Here is a 26,484-nt window from a genome sequence, read left to right as displayed (position 1 = left end):
TCAGCCCTGGCGGGCCTTGAACCGGCGATTGGTCTTGTTGATCACATAGGTGCGGCCGCGACGACGGATCACGCGGTTGTCGCGATGACGGTCCTTGAGGGACTTCAGGGAGTTACGGATTTTCATGGCGCGAATCTTGCTCGAATCTTGTGAAATGGCTGAAAAATGGACGCGCCCGCCTAGTCGAGCCACTGGCAGGCGTCAAGGCTGGCCGGCGCTTTCAACGCTCCTGTTAAGCGGCTAGCATCGCCCGGCGGCCGGCGATCATGCCGGCCCGGAGCCGCCCCCAGAGCCGCCGAGGTCCGCTTATGCCCGATTGCCCGACGATCCCCGCCCCCGGCCGCCCCGGCCGCGCTTGGGCAATGGCCGCAGCGCTGATCGCCACCGCGCCGACGCTCGCTGGCTGCGCGACGGCGGTGCCGCCGGTCAACGTCACCCGCTTCCATCTCGACCGCGCGATCGAGCGCGGCACCATCTTTGTCGAACCCGCGCCCGGCACCGACGGCACCGGCCTTGAATATGGTGCCTATGCCGCCGCGGTCACCGACGAACTGCGCCAGATCGGCTATGTGCCGGCCGAAAGCGTGGCCGGCGCGCTCTATGTCGCGGTCGTCAGCCTTGAACGCGGCACGCGCGCAGCCCCGCCCAAGCCCTCGCCGGTCACGGTCGGGCTGGGCGGGGGCACGGGCGGCATGGGCGGCGGCTTTGGCGGCGGGCTGACGATCGCGCTGGGCGGCGGCAAGCGCGGCGCGATCACCGCCACCCAGCTGGCGGTCCAGCTCAAGCGCCGCGCCGACGGCACGGTGATGTGGGAAGGCCGGGCGCGGATGGAAGCGCGCGAACAGGCCCCCGCCGCCCAGCCCGGCCTGGGCGCGGCGCGGCTGGCAGGGGCGCTGTTCGGGGGCTTTCCGGGCGAATCGGGGAAGACTATCACCGTCCCATGAGCTTCAGCATTTCCAGCCGCTTCGACAGCGGCAACATCCGCGTCCTCGCCATTCAGGGCAATGAGGCCGATCTCGAAATCGAAACCGACCATGCGTCGGATTTCTACCAATGGTTCCATTTCCGCATCGGCAATGCGGCGGGGCGGACGCTGACCCTGCGTATCCTGAACGCGGCCGGGGCGGCCTATCCGCTCGGCTGGCCGGGCTATCGCGCGCGGGTGTCGGAGGATCGCGAAAGCTGGCGGCTGGCCGACACCGATTATCAGGACGGGGTGCTCACCATCCGCGTCCGCCCGGCGGGCAATGCGCTGTGGGTCGCCTATTTCGCCCCCTATTCGCTGGAGCGGCATTATGATTTGGTCGCGCGCATGGCCGCGCGCCCCGGCGTCACCCAGCGCGAGCTGTGCCAGACGCTCGACGGCCGGCCGCTCGACATGCTGACGCTGGGCGAGGGGCCGAAGCAGGTCTGGCTCTATGCGCGCCAGCATCCGGGCGAGACGATGGCCGAATGGTGGGCCGAAGGCGCGCTGGAAAAGCTGACCGATCCCGCTGACGCGACCGCGCGTCGCCTGCGCGCGCAGGCGACATTCCACATCGTGCCGAACATGAACCCCGATGGCAGCTTTCGCGGCCATCTGCGCACCAACGCGGCGGGCATCAACCTCAACCGCGAATGGCACGCGCCGAGCGCCGAGCGCAGCCCCGAAGTGCTCGCCGTGCGCGCGGCGATGGACGCAAGCGGCGTTGATGTCGCCATCGACGTGCATGGCGACGAGGCGATCCCGGCCAATTTCATCGCCGGGTTCGAGGGCATCCCGTCCTGGACCGAGGCGCAGGGCGCGCGTTACCATCGGTTCCGCACGCTGCTCGCCGCGCGCAGCCCCGATTTCCAGACCGAAAAGGGCTATGACACCGCCCCGCCGGGCAAGGCCAATCTGGCCATGTCGACCAATCAGGTCGCCGAACGGCATGGCGCGCTGGCGATGACGCTGGAAATGCCGTTCAAGGACCATGCCGACAATGCCGACACCGCATGCGGCTGGTCGCCGGACCGGGCCAAAAAGCTGGCCGCCGACTGTCTGGAGGTGCTGGCCGAGATGATCGACGAGGTCTGACCGGCTTTGGTGTGTTTGCACCGCCCGCGCCGCTCGGATAGGGGCGGCGCGACCCGACCCACGACACAGGATCCCGACCCGTCATGTCGAGTGCCGATCTGAAAACCCTTGTCCTTATCCGCCACGGCCAGTCGGCCTGGAATCTGGAAAACCGCTTCACCGGCTGGTGGGATGTCGACCTGACCGAACGCGGCGTGGCGGAAGCGCGCGCCGCCGGCGAGCTGATGGCGGCCAAGGGGCTGGATTTCGACTGCTGCTTCACCAGCCTGCAAACCCGCGCGATCAAGACGCTCAACCTCGCGCTCGAGGCGATGGGGCGGCTGTGGCTGCCGGTCGAAAAGGACTGGCGGCTGAACGAGCGTCATTATGGCGGGCTGACCGGGCTGGACAAGGCCGAGACGGCGGCGCGCCACGGCGACGAACAGGTCAAGATCTGGCGGCGCAGCTTCGACACCCCGCCGCCGCCGCTGGAGCCGGGCAGCGCCTTCGATCTGGCGGCCGACCGCCGCTATGCCGGCATCGCCATTCCGGCGACCGAAAGCCTGAAGGACACCATCGCCCGCGTGCTGCCCTATTGGCAGGCGCGCATCGTGCCCGAACTGGCGGCCGGACGCCGGGTGCTGATTTCGGCGCATGGCAATTCGCTGCGCGCGCTGGTCAAGCATCTGTCGGGCATTTCGGATGCCGACATCACCGGCCTCGAAATCCCGACCGGCCAGCCCATCGTCTACCGGCTGGACAATGATCTGCGCCCAGTCGAGCGCTATTATCTGAGCGAGCGCTGACGCCCGCCCCCGCCCCCCGGCGGCGATTGCCATGGCCGGGGGGCGTGGATAGAAGCCGGTCTCCGGGTGAAAGGGGCAGAAATGGCGGACACAGCGCCGGTGATCGGCATCATCATGGGCAGCCAGTCCGACTGGGAGACGATGCGCCATGCCGCCGACACGCTGACCGCGCTCGGCATCGCGCATGAATGCCGGATCGTGTCGGCGCATCGCACGCCCGAGCGGCTATATGACTATGCCCGCGCCGCATCGGGCCGGGGGCTGCGGGCGATCATCGCCGGGGCCGGCGGGGCAGCGCATCTGCCGGGCATGGCGGCATCGATGACGGCGGTGCCGGTGCTGGGCGTGCCGGTCGAATCCAAGGCGCTTTCGGGTCTCGACAGCCTGTTGTCGATCGTCCAGATGCCCGGCGGCATCCCGGTCGGCACCTTTGCGATTGGGAAGCCGGGCGCAATCAACGCCGCTCTGTTCGCCGCCGCGATCCTTGCCGGCACCGATCCGGCCATTGCCGCGCGGCTCGACCAGTGGCGCCGCGACCAGACCGACGCGGTCGCGGCCGAACCGGCATGATCCTCGCGCCCGGCGGCACGATCGGCATATTGGGCGGCGGCCAGCTGGGCCGGATGCTGGCGATTGCGGCGGCCGAGCTTGGCTATCGCACCCATATCTACGCCCCCGAGGCGAGCGGCCCGGCAACCGAGGTCGCCGCCGGCTGGACGCAGGCCGGCTATGACGATGCCGATGCGCTCGCCCGCTTTGCCGGCGAGGTGGGCGTCGTCACCTATGAGTTTGAAAATGTGCCGCCCGCCGCGCTCGACCGGCTCGCGCCGCTGGTGCCGATCCGCCCCGGGCGGCGCGCGCTTGAGGTGGCGCGGACGCGCCATGCCGAAAAGGCGCTGGTGGCGGGGCTTGGCGGGCGCACCGCACCGTTCCGCATCGTCGAGGATCTGGACGGGCTGCACGCCGCCTTTGCCGCCATCGGCGCGCCCGCGATCCTCAAGACCACATCGCTCGGCTATGACGGCAAGGGGCAGGTCCGGCTCGGCCCCGGTGCCGATCTGGCTGCGGCGTGGGACGCGATCGGCCGGGTGCCGGCAGTGCTCGAAGGCTTTGTCGATTTCTTTGCCGAATATTCGGTGATCCTGTGCCGCGGCGCGGACGGCACGGTCGCGGTGTGGGACACGCCGCACAACATCCACCGCGACGGCATTCTCGACGTGTCACGCGTCCCCGCGCCGCCGGAAGTGCTGGCGCAGGCGGAGGCGGCGGTGGCCCTCGCCCGCCAGGTGGCAGCCGAACTCGATTATGTTGGCGTGCTGACGCTGGAGTTTTTCGCGACCGCCGCAGGGCCGGTGTTCAACGAAATGGCCCCGCGCGTCCACAATAGCGGCCATTGGACGATCGAGGGCGCGGTCACCTCGCAGTTCGAAAACCATGTCCGCGCGGTGTGCGGCCTGCCGCTCGGCGCGACGGGGCTGACCGGGCAAGGCGCCCGGATGCTGAACCTGATCGGCGCGGACGCCGAGGGCTGGGCCGAAATCCTCGCCGATCCGGCAGCCAAGCTGCATCTTTATGGCAAGACCGTGCGGCCGGGCCGCAAAATGGGCCATGTGACACGCATCACGCGCTGAGCGGGGTTTTTGCGGTGCGGGTTACGCCGCACGGGCGTGGGTTTCTATTTGCTTGGTCGCGGCACCGGGTTGTTTGTTGCGCGCCTCACGGCGCGGGGGCGGGCCGGAGCCGCGACCAATCAAAGACACACGCCCATTCGGCGCAAGCACCACCAAAAAAACACCCCCTTTCCCCGCGCGGCGGGGAAAGGGGGAACATCCGATCAGCCGCGGCGGGTGCCGGTCATCGGGAAGCTGCCGAACGCGCCGGCGCTGACCTGCGCATTCAGCGTGTCGCCATCGACAGTGCCGGTGCAGGTGAGCGTCATCGGCATCGGCACCTTCATGTCCATCTTCCAGGTCAGGGTGTTGCCGTCGATCTTGCCGTCGGCGACCTCGAGGGTGCCGGTCGGGCCGGCATTGCTGCCGGTGAAGGTGTCACCATCGGTCTTGATCGTGAACACCGACTTCTGCTCACCCAGCGGCGACTTGGTGATGCAATCCCATTCGCCATCGATCTGCGACATTCTCTCTCTCCTTGAATCAGCTTATTGCGCGCCGGGCGCGGACCTGACCTCCACGGGCAGGCCGAGGCTGTCAAGCTGCGGCTTGACCCGCGCCGCCTCGCCGACGACGACCCAGACGAACTTGGACGGATCGAGCACGCCGCGGATCGCCTGATCCATCGCCGGGCCGGTCAGCGCGCGATATTTGGCGGCGACGGTTTCGTAATAATTGTCCGGCCGGCCGAACAGCACATTGGTCTGCATCGCGCCGAGCACGTCGCCGCCGGTCTCGAAGCTGCCGGGCAGTTCGCGGACAAAGCCGTTGATCGTGCGCTGCGTTTCCTCGGCCGTGACGCCCTTGCTGGTCAGAAACTCCTCGAAATCCTGGCGCAGCGCGGCAATCGCCGCCCCGGTCTTGTCGGCCTGAACCGGGGCCGAGATCAGATAGGGGACGTTGTTGAGCAGCCGGTTGAAGCCGCCGCGCACGCCATAGGACCAGCCCTTGGTCTCGCGCAGGTCCATGTTGATGCGCGACAGGAAATTGCCGCCCAGCACATCATTGGCCGACAGCACCGGCAGCAGCTCGTCAGACCCTTTGAGCGAGGTCAGCTGCCCGGCATAGATCAGCGACTGGGGCGAGCCCGGCCGGTCGACCAGGATGATGCGCGGCTGCGGCACCGGGACGGCGGCGGTGAAATCCTTCACCCCGGCCGCGCCTTCGCCGCGCCAGCTGCCGAACCCGGCCTCGAGCGCATCGCGCACTTCGGCGAGCGGCCGGTCGGACACGACGAAGATCCGCGCCTTGTCGGGGCGCAGCCAGGCGCGCTGGAACGCGATCAGATCGTCGCGGGTCAGCGCGGCGACGCGGGCGGGATCGCCGCTGCCGCTGGTCGGCTTGCCATAGGGATGGCCGGTGCCGAACAGCACCGGGGCCAGCGTGCGCTGGGCAAGGCCGCCGGGGCTTTTCAGCTCCTGCGCGATCCGCGCCAGCTGTTCGCCCTTCAGCCGCGCGACCTCGTCGGCGGCAAAGGCCGGGTTGCGGACGATATCGGCCAGCAGGTCGATCGACGGCCGCAGATTGGCCGACAGCGCGAACAGGCCGATATTGGTGCGATCAAGCGAAGCCGAGCTGGTGATGTTCGCGCCCAGCCGCTCCTTGGCCTCGGCGATCTGGATCGACGACCGGCTGGTCGTGCCTTCATCGAGCATGGCGAGCGTCAGCGCCTGCAGCCCCAGCCGGTCGGCAGGATCGGCGGCGACACCGGCGTCAAAGCTGATCGTCAGCTGGGTGACGGGAACGGCGCTGCGCGCGGCATAGACGATCTCGATCCCGTTCGACAGCGTGGCGCGCGTCACATCGGGGAAATCGAGATCGGCGATCTGGCCAACGGCAGGCGGGGTCGAACGGTCGACCGCCGCCAGCGGCAGCCGCGACGGCGCGGCCTGGGGCCGTTCGCTCTCGGCCGGGGCACGGTAATAAGCGGGCGCAAAGGTCGCGCCGCTCACGCCCTTGGCCTCCTCATAGGCCTCGCGCTTGCCGGGGACGACCGACAGTGCATAGACCGGCCGGGTCAGCCATTTGCCCATCACGCTCTTCACCCGCGCCGGCGTCACCGCCGCATAGGCATTGAGCTGTTTCTTGTAGAAGGCCGGATCGCCGGCATAGAGCGCGCCTTCGGCCAGGGTCACCGCCTTGCCGCCGAACCCGCCGACCGATTCAAGCGCCGCGATCCGCCCCGACGCCTCGCGCGTCACCGCGCGCTGGACCTCGTCGGCGGTCGGGCCGCTGCGGATGAAATCGGCGATCAGCTGGTCGAGCTTGCGGCCGACCGCCTCGGCATCGACGCCCGGCTTCACATCGACCTGCACCTCGAAAAAGCCGAGCTGGGCGAATTGCTGATATTCGGCGCTCACCCGCACCGCATCGCGGTCGCGGCGGACCAGCGCATTGTCGAGCCGCGAACTGCCCAGCCCGCCCAGCACCACGGCGGCGACGTCAAGCGCCGGCGCGTCCTTGTCGGTCAGCCCCGGCACCGCCCATTGGCGGTAAAGCCGCGTCGTCGCGACATCGTCCTTCATCACCTCGTCAAGCCGGCTCTTGAGCGTCGGCACCGGGGCGGAGACGGCCTTTTGCTGCGGCCCGCGCGGGATGTCGCCGAAATATTTCTCGACCAGCGGCCGGGCGGTCGCCGCATCAATGTCCCCGGCCAGCACCAGCACGGCGTTGTTCGGGCCGTAATGGGTGCGGAACCAGGTCTTCACATCCTCAAGGCTCGCCGCATCCAGATCGGCCATCGAGCCGATGGTCGAATGGCCATAGGGATGATCAGCCGGGATCAGCGCCTTCAGCTGCGCATATTCGACCAGGCCGTAAGGCTGGTTGTCGCCCTGACGCTTTTCGTTCTGGACGACGCCGCGCTGGTTATCGAGCTTTTCCTGCGTCACCGCGCCGAGCAGATGGCCCATGCGGTCGCTTTCGAGGAACAGCACCCGCTCCAGCGCGGGGCCGGGCACGGTCTCGAAATAATTGGTGCGGTCAAACCAGGTGGTGCCGTTGAAATCGGTCGCGCCGATCTGCTGCAGCGGCTCGAAAAAATCGCCGGGCGCGTTTTCCGAGCCGTTGAACATCAGATGTTCGAACAGATGGGCAAAGCCGGTCTTGCCCTTGGGTTCATGCTTCGACCCAACATCATACCAGACCGAAACCGCGACGATCGGGGCCTTGCGGTCGGTGGACACGATCACCCGCAGCCCGTTGGCCAGAGTGAAGCTTTCATGCGGGATCGACACCGTGTCGACCAGCGCGGCGACGGGGGCCGCCTGCTGGGCGTAAAGCGCGGCCGGCTGCGCCGCCGAGGCGAGCAGAGCGGCGGCGAGCAGCATGAGGCGGGTCGAGGAACGCGTGGTCTGGGCCATGAAGACTCCCTGGATGCGGACGGGCACCGGGTCAGCCCGGCGCCGGACGAAAACGAAACGGGGCGGCACAGGCCCGCGCATCGCGCGCGGACAGCGGCCGTCATCGGTTCGATCCTAGCCGGGCCGCGCCGGAGGGCAAGGGGCGCAGCGGGTGGGCGGAACGCGCCCCGGCCCGGCGGCTTCGATCAACGGCCGACCGGCATCGACCAACTGCACCCGGCCCGGCGGCGGCGGCCGCCACAATGCTGGCGGGTGCGGCGGGGCTTGGGCTAGGCTTTGCGCGACAACAGCAGATTTCAGGGACAGGACATGCCGATCACACGCCTCGCTCTTGCCATGACCAGCGCCGCCGCGCTGGTCGCCGCCCTCGCCCCGGCCGCGGCCGCCGAACCCGAGTTCACCGCCCAGCGGTTCCGCAGCCATGTCGATTTCCTGGCGAGCGACCTGCTCGAAGGGCGCGACACCGGCTCGCGCGGCTATGACATTGCCGCGTCCTATGTCGCCAACCAGTTTGCCGGGCTGGGCCTGGTGCCCGCGGGCGGCGGCACCGCCACGCCGGGCTGGTATCAGAGCGTGCCGTTCGTCACCGCGACCCGCGCCGCCCCGCCGACGCTCAAGATCGGCGGCGTCAGCTTCGACGGCGCGACGCAGGCGGCGATCGGGCCGAGCCCGCTGGCCGAGGCGCAGCAGCTGACCGCGCAGGCGGTGTTCGTCGGCTTCGGCCTCGACGCGCCGGCCGCCGGGTTCGACGATTATCGCGGCCTCGACGTGCGCGGCAAATATGTCGTCGTCCTCGCCGGGTCGCCCAAGGGCACGCCGAGCGAGATCGGCGCGCATCTGAACTCGATGAAGGCGCGCTTTGCCCAGGATCGCGGCGCGCGCGGTATCATCACCCTGCGCACGCTGGCCGATCAGAAGCGCTATGGCTTCGACGTGCTCACCCACCGCGCGGGCGAAAAGTCGATCGGCTGGGCGCAGGCCGATGGCAAGGCCTTTGCGCTGGCCCCCGGCATCGAGGTGACGGCGACGTTCGACACCGCCCCGGCCGAAGCGCTGTTCGCGGGCGCGCGCCGGACGCTGGCCGAGGTGCTGGCCGAGGCCGACAAGGAAGGCGGCCGCCCGCGCGGCTTCGCGCTCAAGCCCGAAGTGTCGATCTCGCGCCAGACCAGCCTCGGCACGCTGTCGAGCAGGAATGTGATCGGCATGATCCCCGGCTCCGATCCGGCGCTGGCGAACGAATATGTGCTGCTGACCGCGCATCTCGACCATGTCGGCACCGATCCGACGCGCAAGGGCGATCAGATTTTCAACGGCGCGATGGACAATGCGACCGGCGTCGCCACGCTGCTCGAAGTGGCGCGCGCCTTTGCGACCAGCGGGGTCAAGCCGCGCCGGCCGATCCTGCTCGCCGCGCTGACCGCCGAGGAAAAGGGGCTGCTGGGCGCGGAATATCTCGCCAAGCACCCGGTCGTCCCCGGCAAGGTGGTGGGCGTCGTCAACTTCGACATGCCGGTGCTGCTCTATGACTTCACCGATGTCATCGCCTTTGGCGCCAATCATTCGACGCTGGGCGATGCCGTTGCCCGCGCCGGCAGCACGCTCGGCATCGCGCTCAGCCCCGATCCGCTGCCGCAGGAAGGGCTGTTCACCCGCTCCGATCACTATAAATTCGTGCGCGAGGGCATTCCTTCGGTGTTCCTGATGACCGGCTTCGGCAATGGCGGCGACAAGCAGTTCACCAGCTTCCTCGCCACCCATTACCACAAGGTCAGCGACAGCCCCGCGCTGCCGATCGACTGGGCGGCCGGCGCGAAGTTTGCGAAGATCAACTATCTGATCGCGCGCGAAATCGCCGATGCGCCGGCCGCGCCGGCCTGGAAGGCGGACAGCTTTTTCAAGCCCGCCGCCTCTGCCCGTTAAGCAGCGGCCGACCGCCGGGGCGCGCGCCATGGTCGCGCGCCCCGGTTGAGCGGGCCGGTCGAGCGGGCCGGCCGCGCTCCGGATCAGTCCCTATTTTTCGCCGCCGCGCGCGCGGCCAGCATGGCGGCCTCACCATCTTGTGTTGCCAAATAGCAACACTACATGTGTCTTCAGGGATCTGACAGGGGCCGATATGAACCTCGACACATTCACCGACCGGGCCAAGGGCTTTCTCCAGGCCGCGCAGACCATCGCCATCCGGCTGAGCCATCAGCGCATCACGCCCGAACATCTGCTCAAGGCACTGCTCGACGACAAGGAAGGCATGGCCGCCGGGCTGATCCGCACGGCGGGCGGCGATCCGGCGCTGGCGCTTGCCGAAACCGATGCCGCGCTGGCGAAGCTGCCGGCCGTGTCTGGATCGGGGGCGCAGGCGACGCCGGGGCTGGACAATGATGCGGTGCGCGTGCTCGACCAGGCCGAACAGGTCGCCAAAAAGGCCGGTGATAGCTTCGTCACCGTCGAACGGCTGCTGCTGGCCCTTGCCTTGTCGACGACCACGGCGGCGGGCAAGGCGCTCGCCAAGGCGGGCGTCGGGGCCGAGGCGCTCAACACCGCAATCACCAATCTGCGCGGCGGGCGCAGCGCCGACAGCGCGTCGGCCGAAGACCGGTATGACGCGCTGAAGAAGTTCGCCCGCGACCTGACCGAGGCGGCGCGCGAGGGCAAGCTCGACCCGGTGATCGGCCGTGACGAGGAAATCCGCCGCACGATCCAGATCCTCGCCCGCCGGACCAAGAACAACCCGGTGCTGATCGGCGAGCCGGGCACCGGCAAGACCGCGATTGCCGAGGGGCTGGCGCTGCGCATCGCCAATGGCGACGTGCCCGACGGGATCAAGAACCGGCGGCTGATGGCGCTCGACATGGGCGCGCTGATCGCCGGGGCCAAATATCGCGGCGAGTTCGAGGAACGGCTGAAGGGCGTGCTCGACGAGGTGCGCCAGGCCGAAGGCGACATCATCCTGTTCATCGACGAAATGCACACGCTGATCGGCGCGGGCAAATCGGAAGGTGCGATGGATGCGGGCAATCTGCTCAAGCCCGCGCTGGCGCGCGGCGAGCTGCACTGCATCGGCGCGACGACGCTCGATGAATATCGCAAATATGTCGAAAAGGACCCGGCGTTGCAGCGGCGTTTCCAGCCGGTGTTCGTCGATGAGCCGACGGTCGAGGATACGATCTCGATCCTGCGCGGGCTGAAGGAGAAATATGAGCTGCACCACGGGGTGCGGATCACCGACAGCGCCATCGTCGCGGCGGCGACGCTGTCCAACCGTTACATCACCGACCGGTTTCTGCCCGACAAGGCGATCGACCTGATGGACGAGGCCGCATCGCGGCTGCGCATGGAGGTGGAGAGCAAGCCCGAGGAGATCGAGACGCTCGACCGGCGCATCATCCAGCTGAAGATCGAGCGCGAGGCGCTGAAGAAGGAAAGCGATCAGGCCTCGCGCGACCGGCTGGCGGCGCTGGAGGAGGAGCTGGCCGGGCTGGAACGCCAATCGGCCGATCTGACCGGCCGCTGGCAGGCGGAAAAGGAAAAGATCGCCGGCGAGGCGCGGATCAAGGAGCAGCTCGATCAGGCGCGGCTGCAGCTTGAACAGGCGCAGCGCGCCGGCGACCTCGCCCGTGCCGGCGAGCTGAGCTACGGCATCATTCCGGGGCTGGAAAAGCAGCTGGCCGATGCCCAGTCAGCCGCCGCCGGGGCGATGCTGCGCGAGGAAGTGACCGCCGACGACATTGCCGGCGTCGTGTCGCGCTGGACCGGGATTCCGGTCGACCGGATGCTGGAGGGCGAGCGCGAAAAGCTGCTGCAGATGGAACAGATGCTGGCGAAGCGGGTGATCGGCCAGGCCGATGCGGTGCGCGCGGTGTCGACCGCCGTGCGCCGCGCGCGCGCCGGGCTGCAGGATCCCAACCGTCCGCTCGGCTCGTTCCTGTTCCTCGGCCCGACCGGCGTCGGCAAGACCGAGCTGACCAAGGCGCTGGCCGAATTCCTGTTCGACGATGCCGCCGCGATGGTCAGGATCGACATGTCGGAGTTCATGGAAAAGCATTCGGTCGCGCGGCTGATCGGCGCGCCGCCGGGCTATGTCGGCTATGAGGAAGGTGGCGTGCTGACCGAGGCGGTCAGGCGGCGGCCCTATCAGGTCGTGCTGTTCGACGAGGTCGAAAAGGCACATGGCGATGTGTTCAACATCCTGTTGCAGGTGCTCGACGATGGCCGGCTGACCGACGGGCAGGGCCGCACCGTCGACTTTTCGAACACGCTCATCATCCTCACCTCCAACCTTGGCAGCCAGTTCCTCAGCCAGGTCGCCGAGGATGAGGATGTGGCGAGCGTGGAACCGCAGGTGATGGAGATTGTGCGCGGGCATTTCCGCCCCGAATTCCTCAACCGGCTCGACGAGATCATCCTGTTCCACCGGCTTGGCCAGCAGCATATGGGACCGATCGTCGACATCCAGGTCGGCCGCGTCGGCCGGCTGCTCGCCGACCGCAAGATCAGGCTCGACCTGACCGATGCAGCACGCGCCTGGCTGGGCCGGGTGGGTTATGACCCGATCTATGGCGCCCGGCCGCTCAAGCGCGCGGTGCAGCGCCACCTGCAGGATCCGCTCGCCGAAATGATCCTGAGCGGCACGGTGCGCGACGGCGCGACCGTCAGGGTCGATGAAGGCGATGGCCGGCTGAACCTCACGGTGGGCTGAGGCGGGCAGACGGGAAACGCCGCCGGAACGGGCGCGCGGATCGCGGCATGATCGCTGGAGCGGCCGGTCCGATTGCATCGGATCGGCCGCTCTGCGCTTGTGATCTGCCGCATTTTCCGGGCCGCCGGGTGATTCAACCCGGCTCGAAAATGCTCTAGACGCGCATCATGTCGACGACACCGGACCCGCGCGCCGTTCTGGCGGACCCGAACTGGCTTGCCCATCGCTATGACGAGCGGGCCGATGCGATCCAGTTCATCAGGCTCGGGCGCGACGGGCACCGCGCGGCGACGTTCATCACCGATGAGCATCTGCCGGCGGATCTGCCACGCTGTGCGATCGCCCGGCGATATGCGGTCGATCTGGCGCCGCCCCCGGCCCCGGTCCACTTCGTCTTCCACTCCGCCTTTTGCTGTTCGACGCTGGTCGCCGCCGCGCTGGATGTGGAGGGCCATGCCACCACGCTCAAAGAGCCGGTGATCCTCAACGATATTGTCGGCTTCCGCCGCCGGGGCGCACAGCCGCGCGACGTGGCCGAGCGGCTGGACCATGCGCTGCGCCTGCTCGCCCGCCCGTTTGCCGCCCCGGAGGCGGTGGTGATCAAGCCGTCGAACATCTTCAACGGCCTGATCCCGCTGGCGCTGACGATGCGGCCCGATGCGCGCGCGCTGCTGCTCCATGCGCCGCTGCCGCTGTTCCTCGCCTCGGTCGCGAAAAAGGGTCTGGATGGCCGGCTCTGGGTGCGCAAGCTCATGCTCGGCTTTATCCGGGACGGGCTGATCGGCAGGTTCGGCTTCAGCGAGAGCGACCTGTTCGGGCAAAGCGACCTGCAGATCGCGGCACTTGGCTGGGTGGCGCAACAGGCCATCTTCCATGACGTCGCCAGCGCTTTCGGTCCCGACCGGGTGATCCGGCTCGACAGCGAAACACTGCTCGACGACCCGGTCGCCAGCCTGCACCAGATTGCGCAGATCATGAATATTGATCATGGCAGCGATAGTCGTTTTGCAGATCATGTCGAAACGACAATGGGGCGCGACTCGAAAACCGGCACCCCGTTCAGCCGCACGCAGAGAAACAGCGACTATCAATCGGCGCAGGACCAGCATGCCGACGAGCTGGCGAAGGTCATTGCCTGGGCGGATCATGTGGCGAAGGCGGCTGGTATCTGACCGGTCCCACCTGCAATTGCCGGGAAGCCGCGACTGATCCGGATTGGATCATGTTTTTACGTTCCGTTTGTTGTTTCCGACGACGATCCCGTGTGTAAAGTTGGGGCGTGAGAGCACGACTGAGGGACGGAGACATGGCACGTTCAGCGTCATCCCCTCGCCACTGCGGCATATCCGCTCGCCCAGGCGAAACCGGCCGGGCTGGCGGCGCGAGAGCCCGCCGCCGCCCGGGTGCGCGCGGCATGGCGGCGGTCAAAGGAATCGCGCTTGGCTGTTGCGCGATGCTTTCTGCCGGAACAGCGCTTGCCACACCGACCCAGCTGCCGATGGCGGACGATGAGGAAATCATCGTCGAAGGACGCCGCCTGACCAGAAAGGAGGTCCGGGCACAGGCCTATCGGGTGATCAATGCGCTCGGCGCGCTGTCGTCCAGCGACCAGCTGATGCGGTGGCATCAACCGCTTTGCCCGACCGCCTTACATCTGCGCGAGGAACAGGCCCGCATTTTTACCGACCGGATCCGGCGTTTGGCCAAAGAGGTCGGCGCGCCGGTCGGCAAGCAGGGATGCACGCCCAACATCGTCATCGCCTTTTCCGACGATGCCGGCGCGCTTTATCTCAAGGCATCCGCCAGGAGCGGCTTTCTGCTGCATTCCGAAATCGTCACCCCACAGGAGCATCGCGCGCTGTCCAGCGACGGGCTGCCGATCCGCTGGTGGTATCAGCGGAGCACCGAGACCGCGGCGGGAACCCCGGTTCTGCTTTCGCCGAGCGGAATGGGGGCGGTCATGGTCGTCGGCGGCGGGGGCAGCCAGATCCGCTTGCACACGCGCGTGGCCCTGCGGGAAGTGAGAGTAGTGGTCGATGTCCGCCATGCCGAAGGGTTCCCGCTCAAGAGCCTGGCCAGCTACATCGCCATGGTGTCACTTGCCGGGCAGCGGCTGCCGACGCCGCCCTTGGCAGTGCCGTCGATCACCAACCTGTTCGCCGATGATGCGATCAGCACATCCGATCTCAGCGAATGGGATTATGCTTATCTGAAGGCGCTCTACGCAACCCCGGCCAACCTGCCTTCGGGGATGCAGCGCAACGCAATGGCCGGGAAACTGGCCGACTGGCTGGCGACGAAGTAGGATGAGCAGAACATATCCAGACCCGGCAGTCCCGATCGATGGGGTTCAGTATCGAACAACACTCGATCTGCGCCTGACACACGGATCAGAATATGGCTTCAGTTCATCATCGAGAAATAACCCATGGTTTAGCGTTTCGACAGGTTCGACAGGAATCATCAAAATCAAGAGAGGATGTCGACACACCATGATCGGACGTATCAGAACCCGCATTGCTGCTGCTCTGACCGGTTGCGCGCTGATCGCCACCCCCGCCCTTCCGCTCGCCGCGCAGGAGATGGACAACGATGTGATCGTCGTCGAAGGACGGTCGATGACGCGCAAGCAGGCGCGGGCGGAGGCGCGCGGCATGATCAACGCGCTGGGCGCTCCGCTGGCGAGCGACCAATATGCGCGCTGGCACATGCCGGTCTGCCCGAAAGTGCTGAACCTCAGGCCCGAACATGCCCGGATCATCACCGATCGGATCCGCGAGGTTGCCGACGCCGCCGGGGCCAAGGTCGGCAAGCCCGGATGCAAAACGAACATCCTGATCGCGTTCAGCGAAGACGCGGGGGCGCTGTACCGCAAGATATCGGCACGCAACGGCCATCTGTTTCACTCTTATTTCATCGGGCCCGTCACCCATGAGGCGCTGAAGGGGCCGGATCTGCCGGTGCGGTGGTTCTATTATACCCAAACCGAGTCGATGGCCGGAATGCCGTTCTGGCCGGTCGAGACGACCGACATGCTCGGGTTTCCCGACGGATTCGGCATCAACAACACGATTCTCTACGAAGGTTTGGGCATCATCCGTTCCCGGGTTCGGGTCGCGATCAACCGGGCGGTCGTCCTTGTTGATGTCCGGCGGGCGGAGGGGGTCAGCCTGGACAGCCTCGCCAGTTATGTCGCCATGGCGTCGCTGGCCGGGCAGCGCGTGCCTGCGGGCGCTGTTGGTGTCCCGTCCATCACCAACCTGTTCGTCGGCGGCGAAGCACAGACCACCCGCCTTTCCGAATGGGATCAGGCCTATCTGAAGGCGCTGTATTCGACACCGCCCAACCTCCAGCGGCGCGCGCAGCGGTCAGCAATGGCTGCAAGGATCGCAGCGGCCTTGGTGCCGCGGGGGAATTAAGCACGCGCGACCGGGCTTTGGCACGCCATGGCCAATCCCGGAGCGGGGCGGAGCCGGGGTGGCGTGGTTTTGCGCGGGGCGCGGGTTGCCGCGCTTCGTCGATGCAGTGCGGCAGACGTTATACGGCCGGCCCCCGGTTCGACCACGCGCTGACCGGCAGCGCGGTGCCTGCCCGCACCATCGGCTGGCAGGCTGACGGTCACATCGGTGCAGTTTCTGATCGGATTGCATAGAGCCCGCCGATCCATGCCGCTGATTTGGCTGGTACTCCGCGTTGGCGAGTGGGCTGACCCGGGCTGAACATGCTCTAGGCTGATCCCCGGTCGCATGTTCTGCGAAGACCGGGTGTTCGGCAGGACCGACGTTCCATCTGATCCCGCGGGGTCCGGCCATCAGCGACGCCGCGCCATGCTCGCGCTCGCCGTCGCCATCCGGCGCGCTAGGCAATCGGTCGTGGCTACCACAGGCGGTTTTCGCGCCACCCTTTTCGGCATGGCGATCATCGCCGGCAAGGCTCCGGCTCGACGGTTTCACGATCGGGGACCGGCCTTTGGCGCGAACACGCCGAGCGGACGCTCGGGATTTTCAGCGGTGGATCGCCACTGTTCGAGCCTCTGCCCATGCAAAAAGGGGCGGGAGTAATCCCGCCCCTTTCCGTTGGTCTTTCAGGACCGGTTGGTCCGGATCAGAACCGCAGACGCGCGGTCACGCGGTAGGTGCGACCCAGAGCGTCATAGGTCGACGGATAGGTGTTGCCGCTGTTGAAGCTCGTCGAACCGATGGTGTTACCCACCTGCGGCGGCTGCTTGTCGAACAGGTTGGCGACCGTCATGACCAGCGACAGATTGTCGGTCACGCCGAAGCGCGTCGTCAGATCGAAGTAGTCATAGGCCCCGATCCGCGAGAAATCGCGGGTCCCGAGCTGACCGCGCTGCGGCGCGCCCGGCAGGATCGAGTTCGCACCCGGCACCGGCCCGACATAGGGGATGGTGCTCGGCTGAGCCCGGTTGATCGCCGCCGGTTCGTACTGAACGGCGCTCAGGTGACGCCACAGCAGCGAGACGTCGACGCTGTCGAAGGCGAGCGTCACACGCTGCGTCCAGAAGAACTCCGGCTGGATCGAGCCGCAGTTGACGCTGTAGAACCCGACGCACTCACGGTTCACCGCCACCGGGTTGGACTGGAAGCGGTTGCTGAACGTCCACGTCGCGGCGAAGTTCAGCGACAGCTTCGCAAAGCCGAGATCGGTGTTGTAGTTCATCGACGCATCAAGACCGTCGGTGGTGATCCGGCCGGCATTGGTGAGCGTCAGGAACAGACCCGGGGTGTTGCTGACATCGCCCGAGAGCGCACCATCGATCGGGTTACGACGGATGATCCGGCAGGCCTCGGTGGCTTCCGCACCCGCGGGCGGGCTCTGCGGATTGCGACCGAAGCAGGCAGTGATCGCGTCACCCGGCGTCGGCGCCGTGATGGCGTCGGTCACCTTGATGTTCCAGTAGTCGATCGAGGCGCTGAAGCCCGGCAGGAAGGTCGGCGTGAACACCGCACCCACCGTCCAGCTGTCCGAGGTTTCCGGAAGCAGGTTGAGGTTACCACCACCCGTCGACTGGGCCTGGCCAGCGACCGGAACCGGAATGCTGCCGAGTGCGCTGACCGGCGCACCCTGCGCCAGACAGATGGCCCGCAGCGTGCCGGTCGGCACCGGACGGATCACCGCACCGGCGTCGTTGAGCGAGGCGCAGGGATCGTCAGCGAGGTTGGTCAGCGAGGTGATGACCGGCGAGAACAGCTCGTTGATGTTCGGCGCACGGACCGCACGGTTGAAGGTCCCGCGGATCTTCAGGTCCTCAACCGGCGACCAGGTGCCTTCGATCTTCCAGGTCGTGGTGTTGAAGCTCGGCGCGTTCGCCGAACCGGTGTTGACCTGATAGGACGAGTAGCGAACGCCCGCACCGATGGTCAGATCGTTGAAGAACGGCTTGTCCTGAACGAGCGGAGCAACGACTTCGCCGTAGATTTCATAAACGTCGAAGCCGCCATCGATGTTCGGCAGCACGCCGCCGGCACCGCCCAGATCACCGGTCCGCGACAGCAGGTCCGACTGCTGGCTGGCGGTGTACTTGCGGTATTCGCCACCGACCGCGAAGGCCAGCGAATCTTCGGCCCAGGGCATCGCCACGCCGAAGTCGCCGCTGATCGTGCCGCGCACCTGGGCGAGGGTCGTCCGGGTGATGATGGTGCTTTCAGCACGCAGGAAGTCGGCCATCGCCGGGGTGATCGCGCCTTCCGGCCCGAACCAATCAACCGGCACACAGCCATTGGCGGTGTCGGTGCAGCCCGCCGCCGTCGCGCGCAGGCTCTGCTGCACGCGCGAGTTCAGGATGTAGCCGGTCTGCAGCTGGCGATTTTCCGATTCGCCGTAGGAGCCGAAGATGTCCCAGTTGATCGACGACGTCAGCGCGCCGCGGAAGCCGCCCTGGAAGTCGAAGATCCGGGTGTTGAAGTCGCTGACACGCGGCCCGAGTTCGGTCGTGCGACGGAACAGGTTGGTGCCGACTTCACGATAGTTCGGATCCGACGGGCCGGTCGCGGTCGCGGCGGCGGCGCACTCGGCCGCCGTCAGCAGCGGCGTGTAGCCGACGCCGTTATTGGTGTCGCGGCCGCAGAAGCCGTTGCGCAGTGCCGGGGTGAGGAACGGATTGTTCAGCGGCACATTGACCGGCAGACCAAAGGCGCCCGACGGGGCGATGATGGTCCTGACGGTGTTCGACGAGAACAGGCCGCGGGCGTAGAACTCGACCGCGTCGCTGATGTCATAGTTCGCCGCTGCGTACATGTTGTAGCGCTTGAACGGCGTCTGATAGATGTTGAACGGGTTGAAGTTGAACGCGTCGAACGCGGCGGTGTTGCGGAACGCGCCACCGGCGGCAGTGATCTGGCGGTTGCCCTGCGCGGTCGCCACGCAAGCCGGCTGACCGGTTTCACCGCAGCCCAAGGTGATCTGGTCGGCACCGGTCGGGTTGATGTTAGCGAAGCGGGTCGGGACGCTGGTGCCCGAGCCGGCAATCGTGCCGTTGAACGAGTCGATCTGGAAGCGGCCGAAGTCGCGCGCACCCTGATAGACCGGATCGGCTTCCTGATAGCCGAGCGACATGACGACATTGCCGCGGCCATCGTCGAAGCCGGCACCGACGGTCAGGTCGAGGCGGAAGACGTTGCCGTCACCACGCTCGGTGATCTGGTTCGACGCCTGCATGTCGAGACCGGTGAAGTTGCGACGGGTGATGAAGTTGATCACCCCGCCGACCGCGTCGGCGCCGTAGGTGGTCGACGCACCGCCGGTCAGGATTTCGGTCCGCTCGATCAGCGCGAGCGGGATGTTGTTGAGGTCGAAGCGGCCGACCAGATCGGCCGGGGTCAGGCGCACGCCGTCGATCAGAACGACGTTGCGGTTCGACCCGATGCCGCGCAGGTTGACGAACGACGCACCGCCGTTGCCGTTGTTCACCGCCGAACCGATCGACGGCACGGTGCCCGGCAGTTCGCGGAGGAGCTGCTCGGCCGTGTTCGTCTGGCGCAGTTCGATTTCTTCCGCGGTCGCCACGGTGACCGGGGTCGCGCGCTCAAGATTCGGGTTGGTGATCAGCGAGCCGGTGACGACGATGGTATCGTCCTTTTCCGTCTCGGCGGTCTGGGCGTCCTGCGCGAAAGCGGCCGTGCTGAGCATCGAGGCGCCGATCAGCACCGTGGATGCAAGCAGGCGCCGACGAAGAGCAAGCTGCATAATGTCTTTTCCCCTTTGCGGTGGCCGGTTCGCCCGGTCCACACATGGTCCATAGCTACAAAAACATGAGCTATCGGGCTAGTGGATAGGCCATTTCGGGCTCTGGAAACAATGTTGGCGCAATAAAATAATCGCGTTTCTCACGGACTGTAGCAAAACGGACACACCGGTGCGTTGTCCGCACGCTTGCGCCTCACCCGCGCCCGCCCCTATGCCCGTCATGCCGGTGACGTGGGTCCGGCGAGGATTTGTTCGGGAGGAGCATATGGCGGGTCCGGCAGTGGCGCGGATGATCGGAAACGGGGCGTTGGCGGCTGCGCTGGTCGGGGCGGTTCCGGCGGCGCTGACCTTTGCCGGTCCGGCCCAAGCGCAGGACGCGGGGTCCGCAAATCGGCAGCCGGGCGCGCTGCGCGATCTTCAGGCCTGCCGGTCGCTGTCCGACGACGCCCGGCGGCTCGCCTGTTATGACGCGGCGGCGGAAAACCTGTCGCGCTCGGTCGAGACGCGCGAGCTGCTCGTCCTCGACAAGCAGGAGGTGCGCAAGACCCGCCGGTCGCTGTTCGGCTTTGCGCTGCCCAACATTTCGCTGTTTGGCGACCGCCCGGGCGCGCCGGCCAGAGGCGGCAAGGAAGATGCGCCCGAAGAGGATGTGTTCACCGAGCTGACGACCAAGGTGGTCACCGTCTCCGTGATGCCGCGCGGCTATGTGCGCTTCACGATCGAGGACGGCGCGGTGTGGCAGACGAGCGAGGCGATGACCTTCCCGCCCAAGCCCGGCGAAACGGTCACGATCCGCAAGGCGGCGCTCGGCAGCTATTTCATCCGTTTCGGCAAGGCGCGCGCGATCAAGGGGATGCGGGTCGGCTGACGGAACCGGGTCTTGGCGGCGCGGCGGGATCGATCAGCGTCGCCGGATCCACCCGCGCGCCGCGCCATTTGACCGCCCAGTGCAGATGCGGCCCGGTCACGCGGCCGGTCGCGCCGATGGCACCGATGCGCTGGCCGCGCCGCACGACATCGCCTTCGCGCACGTCGATCGCCGACAGGTGCAGAAAGGCGCTGTTGAGCCCCATGCCATGGTCAAGGATCACGATCCGCCCTTCGAGCGTGAACGGCTCCGGCGCGGCGAGCACGACCACGCCGTCGGCAGGCGCGGTCACCGGCGCGCCCGCGCCGCCGGCCAGATCCAAGCCCGAATGATAGGCCCCGGCCTCGCCGCCGCGATAGAAACGCTGCGCCCCGAACAGGCCGCTCAGCCGGCCGGGGGCGGGCCAGAAAAATCCCTGCCGCCAGCCCTGGCTGCCGGTGTCGCGCGCGCGGGCGGCGGCGATCCGCGCCAGTTCGGGCGCGCGCAGCCGGGCAAACTCCGCATCGGGCACCGCCGGACGGCGCGGCGTGTCGACATGCTCGATCCGCCAGGCGAACGGCGCGACGTCGATCGTCCGCGCCATTTGCCCGCCCCCGGCCAGTTCGGCGACCAGCACTGCGCGCGGCGGCGCATCGCGGTCCAGCCCGATCACGAACCGGCCATCGGGCGCAACCGCCAGCGGCTGACCGTCGAGCAGCAGCCGCGCGGTTCCCGGCGGCGCAAAACCGCGCACCACCGCCCCCTGCCGGGGCGCGGCATCGAGCAATATCTCACCCGCGGGGACGGATGCCGAAGGCGGCGGCACCGCTGGCTGCACGGGCGACGCGGGCGGGGCCCCGGTGCGAATCCCGCCGGGCGCGACACAGGCCGACACCAGGAGCGCGGGGGCGATGACCCGCGCCGTCGCACGCGCGCGGATGACGGCCATGGCCGCCGCCCTCACGCCGCGCGCCTCATTCAGGCGCGAGCGCCCGGGTCGCCAGCTCGGCGCTGGCATAGGGCTGTTGCCGCTCGACCGACCAGTAGCGCAGCTCGTCGAGCGCGATCTTCTCGCCCGACACGGCACACAGCACATGATCGCCCTGCGCCAGAATGCGGAAGCCATTGGCCATATAATGCAGCCGTGCGGGCTGGTTGCGGTTGAACATCAGCATCGTTTTCAACGCTTTCTTCTGGCGATCAAGGCCGAACCCTCATTGCCCGCCCCTAAAGCAGGCTCGGCTGGGCCGGGCCGTCATCGCGCCGGGATGCCGCGCGCTCGGGCCTGACGTCAACCGTCCCGTCGGCGAAATGCAGCACCAGCCCGGTGGATGAACGGGCGGCGGCGGCACTGGTCACCACCGCGCCATCGGTGCGCCGCGAAACCCAGGCATAGCCCTTGGCGAGCAGATTTTCGGGATTGACCGAGCGCGCGAGCCGCCACGCCGCCGCCAGCCGGTCGCGCCCGCGCTCCAGCCGGGCATGGAGCAGGCCGGGGCGCAGCGCGCCCGATGCGCGCGCCAGCTCGCCGCGCGCATCGGCGATGCGCCGGCCAAGCGCGCGGCCCAGCCGTTCGCCCAGATCATCGGCCCGCTGGCGCTGCGGATCGAGCAGCCGTGCCGGTGCCGGCAACAGCCGCGTGAGCGCCGCCAGCCTTTCCTTCGCCCGGTCGGCCCCGCGCTGCACCACGCGTTCCAGCCGCGCGCCCTGATCGCGGACATAGGCGCGCAGCTCGGCCCGCACCGGCACCGCCATTTCGGCCGCCGCCGTCGGCGTCGGCGCGCGCCGGTCGGCGGCATAGTCGCACAAGGTGGTGTCGGTCTCATGCCCGACGGCGGAAATCACCGGGATCGGGCTGGCGGCGACGGCGCGCACGACGATTTCCTCGTTGAACGCCCACAGATCCTCGATCGAGCCGCCGCCGCGCGCGACGATCACCAGATCGGGCCGCCGGTCGGCGGGCAAGGCACCGAAGCCGGTGACCGCCGCCGCCACCTGTTCGGCCGCGCCCTGCCCCTGCACCAGCACCGGCCAGACCGTGACATGGCTTGGAAACCGGTCGGCCAGCCGGTGCAGAATGTCGCGGATCACCGCCCCGGTGGGCGAGGTGACGACGCCGATCCGCCGGGGCAGGAAGGGCAGCGGCCGCTTGCGCGCCGGATCGAACAGCCCCTCGGCCGCGAGCTTCGCCTTCAGCCGTTCGAGCAGCTGCATCAGCGCGCCCGCCCCGGCCAGTTCCAGCCGTTCGATGACGATCTGATATTTGGACCGGCCCGGATAGGTGGTCAGCCGCCCGGTCGCGATCACCTCGATCCCGTCTTCGGGGCGAAAGGCGAGCCCCGCCATGCTGCCTTTCCACATCACCGCGTCGATCACCGCCTGATCGTCCTTCAGCGACAGATAGGCATGGCCCGAGGCGGCGCGCTTGAACCCGCTGATCTCGCCGCGCAGCCGCACCTGACCGAACCGGTCCTCGACCACGCGCTTCAGCGCCTGAGCAAGTTCGGACACGCTGAGCGCAGGCGCGTTGTCGCCGGGCTGCGGCTCGGCTAACAGCCGCCCGGCGGCGTCCAGCCGGGGCGCGGAAGGAGGAAGACTGGCCATGAACGTCCTGCTGATCGGATCGGGGGGGCGCGAACATGCGCTGGCCTGGAAAATGGGCCAAAGCCCGACGCTCGGCAAGCTTTACGCCGCACCCGGCAATCCCGGCATCGCCCGCCATGCCGAACCGGCCGGGATCGACCCCGCCGATCATCGGGCGGTGATCGGGTTCTGCGCGGATCATGCCATCGATCTGGTGGTGATCGGCCCGGAAGCGCCGCTGGTCGCCGGGCTGGCCGATGATCTGCGCGCGGCCGGCATTGCCGTGTTCGGCCCCGGCCGCGCGGCCGCCGCGCTGGAAGGATCGAAAGGCTTCACCAAGGATCTGTGCGCCCGCCACGGCATCCCGACCGCCGCCTATGTGCGCGTGGCCGATGCCGCCGCCGGGCTGGCGGCGCTCGACCGGTTCGGCCTGCCGGTGGTGATCAAGGCCGATGGTCTGGCCGCGGGCAAGGGCGTGGTGATCGCCGAAAGCCGCGCCGAGGCCGAGGCCGCGGTGACGGCGGCGGGCGGCCCGCTGGTGATCGAAGAATATCTGGCCGGCGAGGAAGCAAGCCTGTTTGCCCTGACCGATGGCCGCGCGGTCATCGCCTTTGGCTCGGCACAGGATCACAAGCGCGTCGGCGATGGCGACACCGGCCCCAATACCGGCGGCATGGGCGCCTATAGCCCGGCCCGGGTGCTGACCCCCGAGCTGGAGGCGCGGGCGATGGCCGAAATCGTCATCCCGACGGTCGCCGCGCTGGCCGAGGCGGGCACACCCTTTATCGGCGTGCTCTATGCCGGGCTGATGCTGACCGCCGACGGGCCGAAGCTGATCGAATATAACGCCCGGTTCGGCGATCCCGAGACGCAGGTGCTGATGCCGCGTTTCCCCGGCGATCTGGTCGCGCTGTTCCATGCCTGTGCGACCGGGCGGCTGGGCGACATCGCGGTCCCCGCGCTGACCGACGCGGTCGCGCTGACCGTGGTGCTGGCCGCACAGGGCTATCCGGGCACGCCCGCGGCCGGCGGTGCGATCACCGGGCTGGACGCGGCCGAGGCCGGGGGGGCGCTGGTCTTCCATGCCGGCACGCGGATGACGGCCGACGGGCTGGTCGCGGCGGGCGGGCGCGTGCTGGCGGTAACGGCGACCGGCGACAGCGTGGCCGAGGCGCAGGCGCGCGCTTATGCCGCGGTCGACCGGATCGGGTTTCCGACCGGCTTTTGCCGGCGCGACATCGGCTGGCGCGAAGCCGCGCGCGAAGCGGCGGGCTGAACGCCGGCAAGAGGCAAAGGCAAACAGACGGCCAAACTGGACTGGAGGTGGCGAGATGGAATGGGTGCAGCAGAATCTGGTGCTGGTCCTGATCGGGGCGGTGCTGATCATCGCATCAATCTGGTGGCTGATCGGGTCGAGCCGGACCCGGTCGCCCGAAGCGGTGACGCGCGACGGCGTTGAAAAGGAAATCTCGCCGGTGATCATGGGCATGGGCGCGGCCCCCGCCGATGTTCCCCCGGCGGTCGAGGCGGTGCCCGCACCGGTCGCGCCCGCGCCGCCGGTCGCACCTCCGGCCCCTGCCCCTGCCCCTGCCCCCGCTGTGGTCGCCACGGACGACGGCCCGGCCGACGATCTGACGCGGATGAAGGGCGTCGGTCCCAAGGTCGCGGCGCTGCTCAACGAACTGGGCGTCACCCGCTTTGCGCAGATCGCCGGCTGGAGCGATGACGATATCGCCCGCATCGACACGCATCTGGGCGCGTTTCGCGGCCGCGCGGTCCGCGACCGCTGGGTCGAACAGGCCCGGCTGCTCGCCGCCGGCGACACCGCCGCCTATGAAGCGGCGTTCGGCCGGCTGGGCTGATCGCCAGTCGGTCGGGAATAAGGGCGGTTCGGGATCAGGCCGGATCAGGCCGGGGCGACGAGCAATTTGTCGATCTTGCGCCCGTCCATGTCGACGATCTCGAACCGCCAGCCCTGTTCCTCGAAACTCTCGCCGACGACCGGCAGATGGCGGAGCACCGCGAGCACAAAGCCCGCGCTGGTCGCATAATCCCGGTCCTCGGCCAGCCTCAGCCCCAGCCGCTCGGCCAGCGCATCGGCGGCAAGCGAGCCTGAGATCAGCAGCGACCCGTCCTCGCGCTCGACGATCGCGGGATCGGTGCCTTCGTCCTGATCGGACGCGAACTGGCCGGCAATGGCGATGAACAGATCGGCGGGGGTGACGATCCCCTCCAAATGGCCATATTCGTCATTGACGAGCACCATCGGGGCCTCGGCCGCGCGCAGCGTTTCGAGCGCGTCCATCGCATCGACCTGATCGGGCACGACGCGCAGCGGCCGCATCAGCGCGCGCAGGTCGAGCGGCTTGCCCGCCAGCATCGCGGCGACGATGTCGCGGCTCTGGATCACGCCGATGATGCGGTCGACCGACCCTTCGGCCACCGGCAGCCGGGTGTGCGGCGTTTCGATCAGCCGGGCGCGGATCTGCTCGGGATCAGCATCGACATCGATCCAGTCGATATCGGTGCGCGGGGTCATCACCTCGCGCACCGGCCGGTCGGCGAGGCGGACGACGCCGGAGATGATCGCGCGCTCGCTTTCCTCGATCACGCCCGATTTGCTCGCTTCAGCGACGATCATGTGCAGCTCTTCGGCGGTGACATGATCCTCGGATTCGCGCGCCATGCCGAGCAGGCGGAAGATCAGCGCGCTCGACCGGTCGAGCAGCCAGACCAGCGGGGCGGCGAACCGCGCCAGCCAGCGCATCGGCACCGCCATGACGAGCGCGATCGGCTCGGGCGAGCGCAGCGCGAATTGCTTGGGCACCAGTTCGCCCGCGATCAGCGAGACATAGGTGGTGAGCGCGATCACGATGCCGAAGCCCAGTTCCGCGGCCCATTCGGCCGGAACGCCCAGCCGCGCCAGCCGGTCGCCGACCGGGCCGCCAAGACTTGCCCCCGAATAGGCCCCGGCCATGATGCCGACGAGCGTGATGCCGATCTGCACGGTCGACAGGAAGCGGCCGGGATCGCTGGCCAGCGCAATCGCGGTATTGGCCCCGCGCTTGCCAAGCTTGGCCAGCGCCTGCAGCCGCGATTTGCGCGACGATACGATGGCGAGCTCGGACATGGCGAACACGCCGTTGAGCGCGACCAGCGCGAGGATGATCGCAACGTCGATCCAGGGAAAGGGGGCTAGGGGCGGCATCGGGGCTGCATGGGGGCGGGATGCGGCCATCCTTGGCCTGAATCCGCCCCCACGGCAACAGGCAAGCGCCG

At 68.1% G+C, this 26,484-nt stretch carries 21 protein-coding genes; 13 read left to right on the top strand and 8 right to left on the bottom strand.

From position 1 onward, the window contains the following. On the bottom strand, positions 1 to 126 hold the full coding sequence (gene ykgO, locus OPU66_RS05225; RefSeq protein WP_003046794.1) for a type B 50S ribosomal protein L36: 126 nt from the start codon (positions 124 to 126) through the stop codon (positions 1 to 3). A 236-nt stretch (positions 127 to 362) separates the two neighbouring features. Between ykgO and OPU66_RS05220 the strand changes: the two genes are divergently transcribed. The 5 genes from OPU66_RS05220 to OPU66_RS05200 all read left to right on the top strand — a co-directional run bounded on the left by OPU66_RS05220 (position 363) and on the right by OPU66_RS05200 (position 4,475). Further along, positions 363 to 944, top strand: a complete 582-nt coding sequence (locus OPU66_RS05220) for a DUF4136 domain-containing protein (RefSeq protein WP_498552551.1) — start codon at positions 363 to 365, stop codon at positions 942 to 944. Next, complete coding sequence (locus tag OPU66_RS05215) at positions 941 to 2,059, top strand: M14 family metallopeptidase (protein WP_498552550.1); 1,119 nt, start codon at positions 941 to 943, stop codon at positions 2,057 to 2,059. The genes OPU66_RS05220 and OPU66_RS05215 overlap by 4 nt, the downstream gene beginning before the upstream one ends. Before the next feature lie 98 nt (positions 2,060 to 2,157). Next, entirely contained in the window at positions 2,158 to 2,844 is a 687-nt protein-coding gene (gene gpmA, locus OPU66_RS05210) for a 2,3-diphosphoglycerate-dependent phosphoglycerate mutase (RefSeq protein WP_498552593.1), read from the top strand. An 81-nt stretch (positions 2,845 to 2,925) separates the two neighbouring features. After that, positions 2,926 to 3,414 carry a 5-(carboxyamino)imidazole ribonucleotide mutase gene (purE, locus tag OPU66_RS05205; protein WP_498552549.1) on the top strand — a complete coding sequence of 163 codons (489 nt, stop codon included), beginning with the start codon at positions 2,926 to 2,928 and terminating at the stop codon, positions 3,412 to 3,414. After that, entirely contained in the window at positions 3,411 to 4,475 is a 1,065-nt protein-coding gene (locus OPU66_RS05200; protein ID WP_498552548.1) for a 5-(carboxyamino)imidazole ribonucleotide synthase, read from the top strand. Before purE ends, OPU66_RS05200 begins: the two co-directional genes overlap by 4 nt. A gap of 203 nt (positions 4,476 to 4,678) precedes the next feature. On the opposite strand, the gene OPU66_RS05195 is transcribed toward OPU66_RS05200, so the two are convergent. Both OPU66_RS05195 and OPU66_RS05190 read right to left on the bottom strand, forming a co-directional pair. Then, complete coding sequence (locus OPU66_RS05195) at positions 4,679 to 4,981, bottom strand: hypothetical protein (protein WP_160592305.1); 303 nt, start codon at positions 4,979 to 4,981, stop codon at positions 4,679 to 4,681. A 21-nt stretch (positions 4,982 to 5,002) separates the two neighbouring features. After that, a complete protein-coding gene (locus tag OPU66_RS05190) occupies positions 5,003 to 7,876 on the bottom strand; it encodes a M16 family metallopeptidase (RefSeq protein WP_498552547.1) in 2,874 nt (957 codons plus the stop codon). 309 nt (positions 7,877 to 8,185) lie between these two features. Between OPU66_RS05190 and OPU66_RS05185 the strand changes: the two genes are divergently transcribed. From OPU66_RS05185 to OPU66_RS05165, 5 genes are all read left to right on the top strand, one after another. After that, on the top strand, positions 8,186 to 9,796 hold the full coding sequence (locus tag OPU66_RS05185) for a M28 family metallopeptidase (RefSeq protein WP_498552546.1): 1,611 nt from the start codon (positions 8,186 to 8,188) through the stop codon (positions 9,794 to 9,796). Positions 9,797 to 9,989: 193 nt separating this feature from the next. Further along, complete coding sequence (clpB, locus tag OPU66_RS05180; protein ID WP_498552545.1) at positions 9,990 to 12,569, top strand: ATP-dependent chaperone ClpB; 2,580 nt, start codon at positions 9,990 to 9,992, stop codon at positions 12,567 to 12,569. A 167-nt stretch (positions 12,570 to 12,736) separates the two neighbouring features. Then, positions 12,737 to 13,741, top strand: a complete 1,005-nt coding sequence (locus tag OPU66_RS05175) for a hypothetical protein (protein WP_498552543.1) — start codon at positions 12,737 to 12,739, stop codon at positions 13,739 to 13,741. A 242-nt stretch (positions 13,742 to 13,983) separates the two neighbouring features. Continuing rightward, a complete protein-coding gene (locus OPU66_RS05170) occupies positions 13,984 to 14,874 on the top strand; it encodes a hypothetical protein (RefSeq protein ID WP_498552542.1) in 891 nt (296 codons plus the stop codon). Positions 14,875 to 15,061: 187 nt separating this feature from the next. Continuing rightward, positions 15,062 to 15,988, top strand: a complete 927-nt coding sequence (locus OPU66_RS05165) for a hypothetical protein (RefSeq protein ID WP_498552541.1) — start codon at positions 15,062 to 15,064, stop codon at positions 15,986 to 15,988. 685 nt (positions 15,989 to 16,673) lie between these two features. On the opposite strand, the gene OPU66_RS05160 is transcribed toward OPU66_RS05165, so the two are convergent. Continuing rightward, the gene (locus OPU66_RS05160; protein ID WP_498552540.1) at positions 16,674 to 19,775 is read right to left on the bottom strand and encodes a TonB-dependent receptor domain-containing protein; all 3,102 of its coding nucleotides are present in this window, start codon (positions 19,773 to 19,775) and stop codon (positions 16,674 to 16,676) included. 265 nt (positions 19,776 to 20,040) lie between these two features. Here OPU66_RS05160 and OPU66_RS05155 point away from each other — a divergent pair, with 265 nt between their 5' ends. After that, positions 20,041 to 20,643: a hypothetical protein gene (locus OPU66_RS05155; protein ID WP_498552538.1), complete on the top strand. Its 603-nt coding sequence runs from the start codon at positions 20,041 to 20,043 to the stop codon at positions 20,641 to 20,643. On the opposite strand, the gene OPU66_RS05150 is transcribed toward OPU66_RS05155, so the two are convergent. From OPU66_RS05150 to xseA, 3 genes are read right to left on the bottom strand one after another with little or no spacing between them, the layout of a single operon-like run. Beyond that, a complete protein-coding gene (locus tag OPU66_RS05150; RefSeq protein ID WP_498552537.1) occupies positions 20,621 to 21,571 on the bottom strand; it encodes a M23 family metallopeptidase in 951 nt (316 codons plus the stop codon). The genes OPU66_RS05155 and OPU66_RS05150 overlap by 23 nt on opposite strands. A gap of 25 nt (positions 21,572 to 21,596) precedes the next feature. Further along, positions 21,597 to 21,797 carry a DUF2093 domain-containing protein gene (locus tag OPU66_RS05145; RefSeq protein WP_498552536.1) on the bottom strand — a complete coding sequence of 67 codons (201 nt, stop codon included), beginning with the start codon at positions 21,795 to 21,797 and terminating at the stop codon, positions 21,597 to 21,599. Positions 21,798 to 21,849: 52 nt separating this feature from the next. Continuing rightward, a complete protein-coding gene (xseA, locus tag OPU66_RS05140) occupies positions 21,850 to 23,226 on the bottom strand; it encodes an exodeoxyribonuclease VII large subunit (RefSeq protein WP_498552535.1) in 1,377 nt (458 codons plus the stop codon). On the opposite strand from xseA, the gene purD reads away from it, so the two are divergent. Together purD and OPU66_RS05130 are read left to right on the top strand one after the other, a co-directional pair. Beyond that, entirely contained in the window at positions 23,225 to 24,481 is a 1,257-nt protein-coding gene (gene purD / locus OPU66_RS05135; RefSeq protein ID WP_498552534.1) for a phosphoribosylamine--glycine ligase, read from the top strand. The two genes, xseA and purD, sit on opposite strands and share 2 nt — an antisense overlap. Before the next feature lie 55 nt (positions 24,482 to 24,536). After that, positions 24,537 to 25,067 (top strand): helix-hairpin-helix domain-containing protein, encoded by a 531-nt coding sequence (locus OPU66_RS05130; RefSeq protein WP_498552533.1) that lies wholly within the window; start codon positions 24,537 to 24,539, stop codon positions 25,065 to 25,067. A 44-nt stretch (positions 25,068 to 25,111) separates the two neighbouring features. On the opposite strand, the gene OPU66_RS05125 is transcribed toward OPU66_RS05130, so the two are convergent. Next, entirely contained in the window at positions 25,112 to 26,413 is a 1,302-nt protein-coding gene (locus tag OPU66_RS05125) for a hemolysin family protein (protein ID WP_498552532.1), read from the bottom strand. Between the last annotated feature and the right edge of the window lie 71 nt (positions 26,414 to 26,484).

The sequence above is a fragment of the Sphingomonas sp. URJC2 genome, from assembly GCF_059803575.1.
This window is presented reverse-complemented; position numbering and strand designations above follow the sequence as displayed.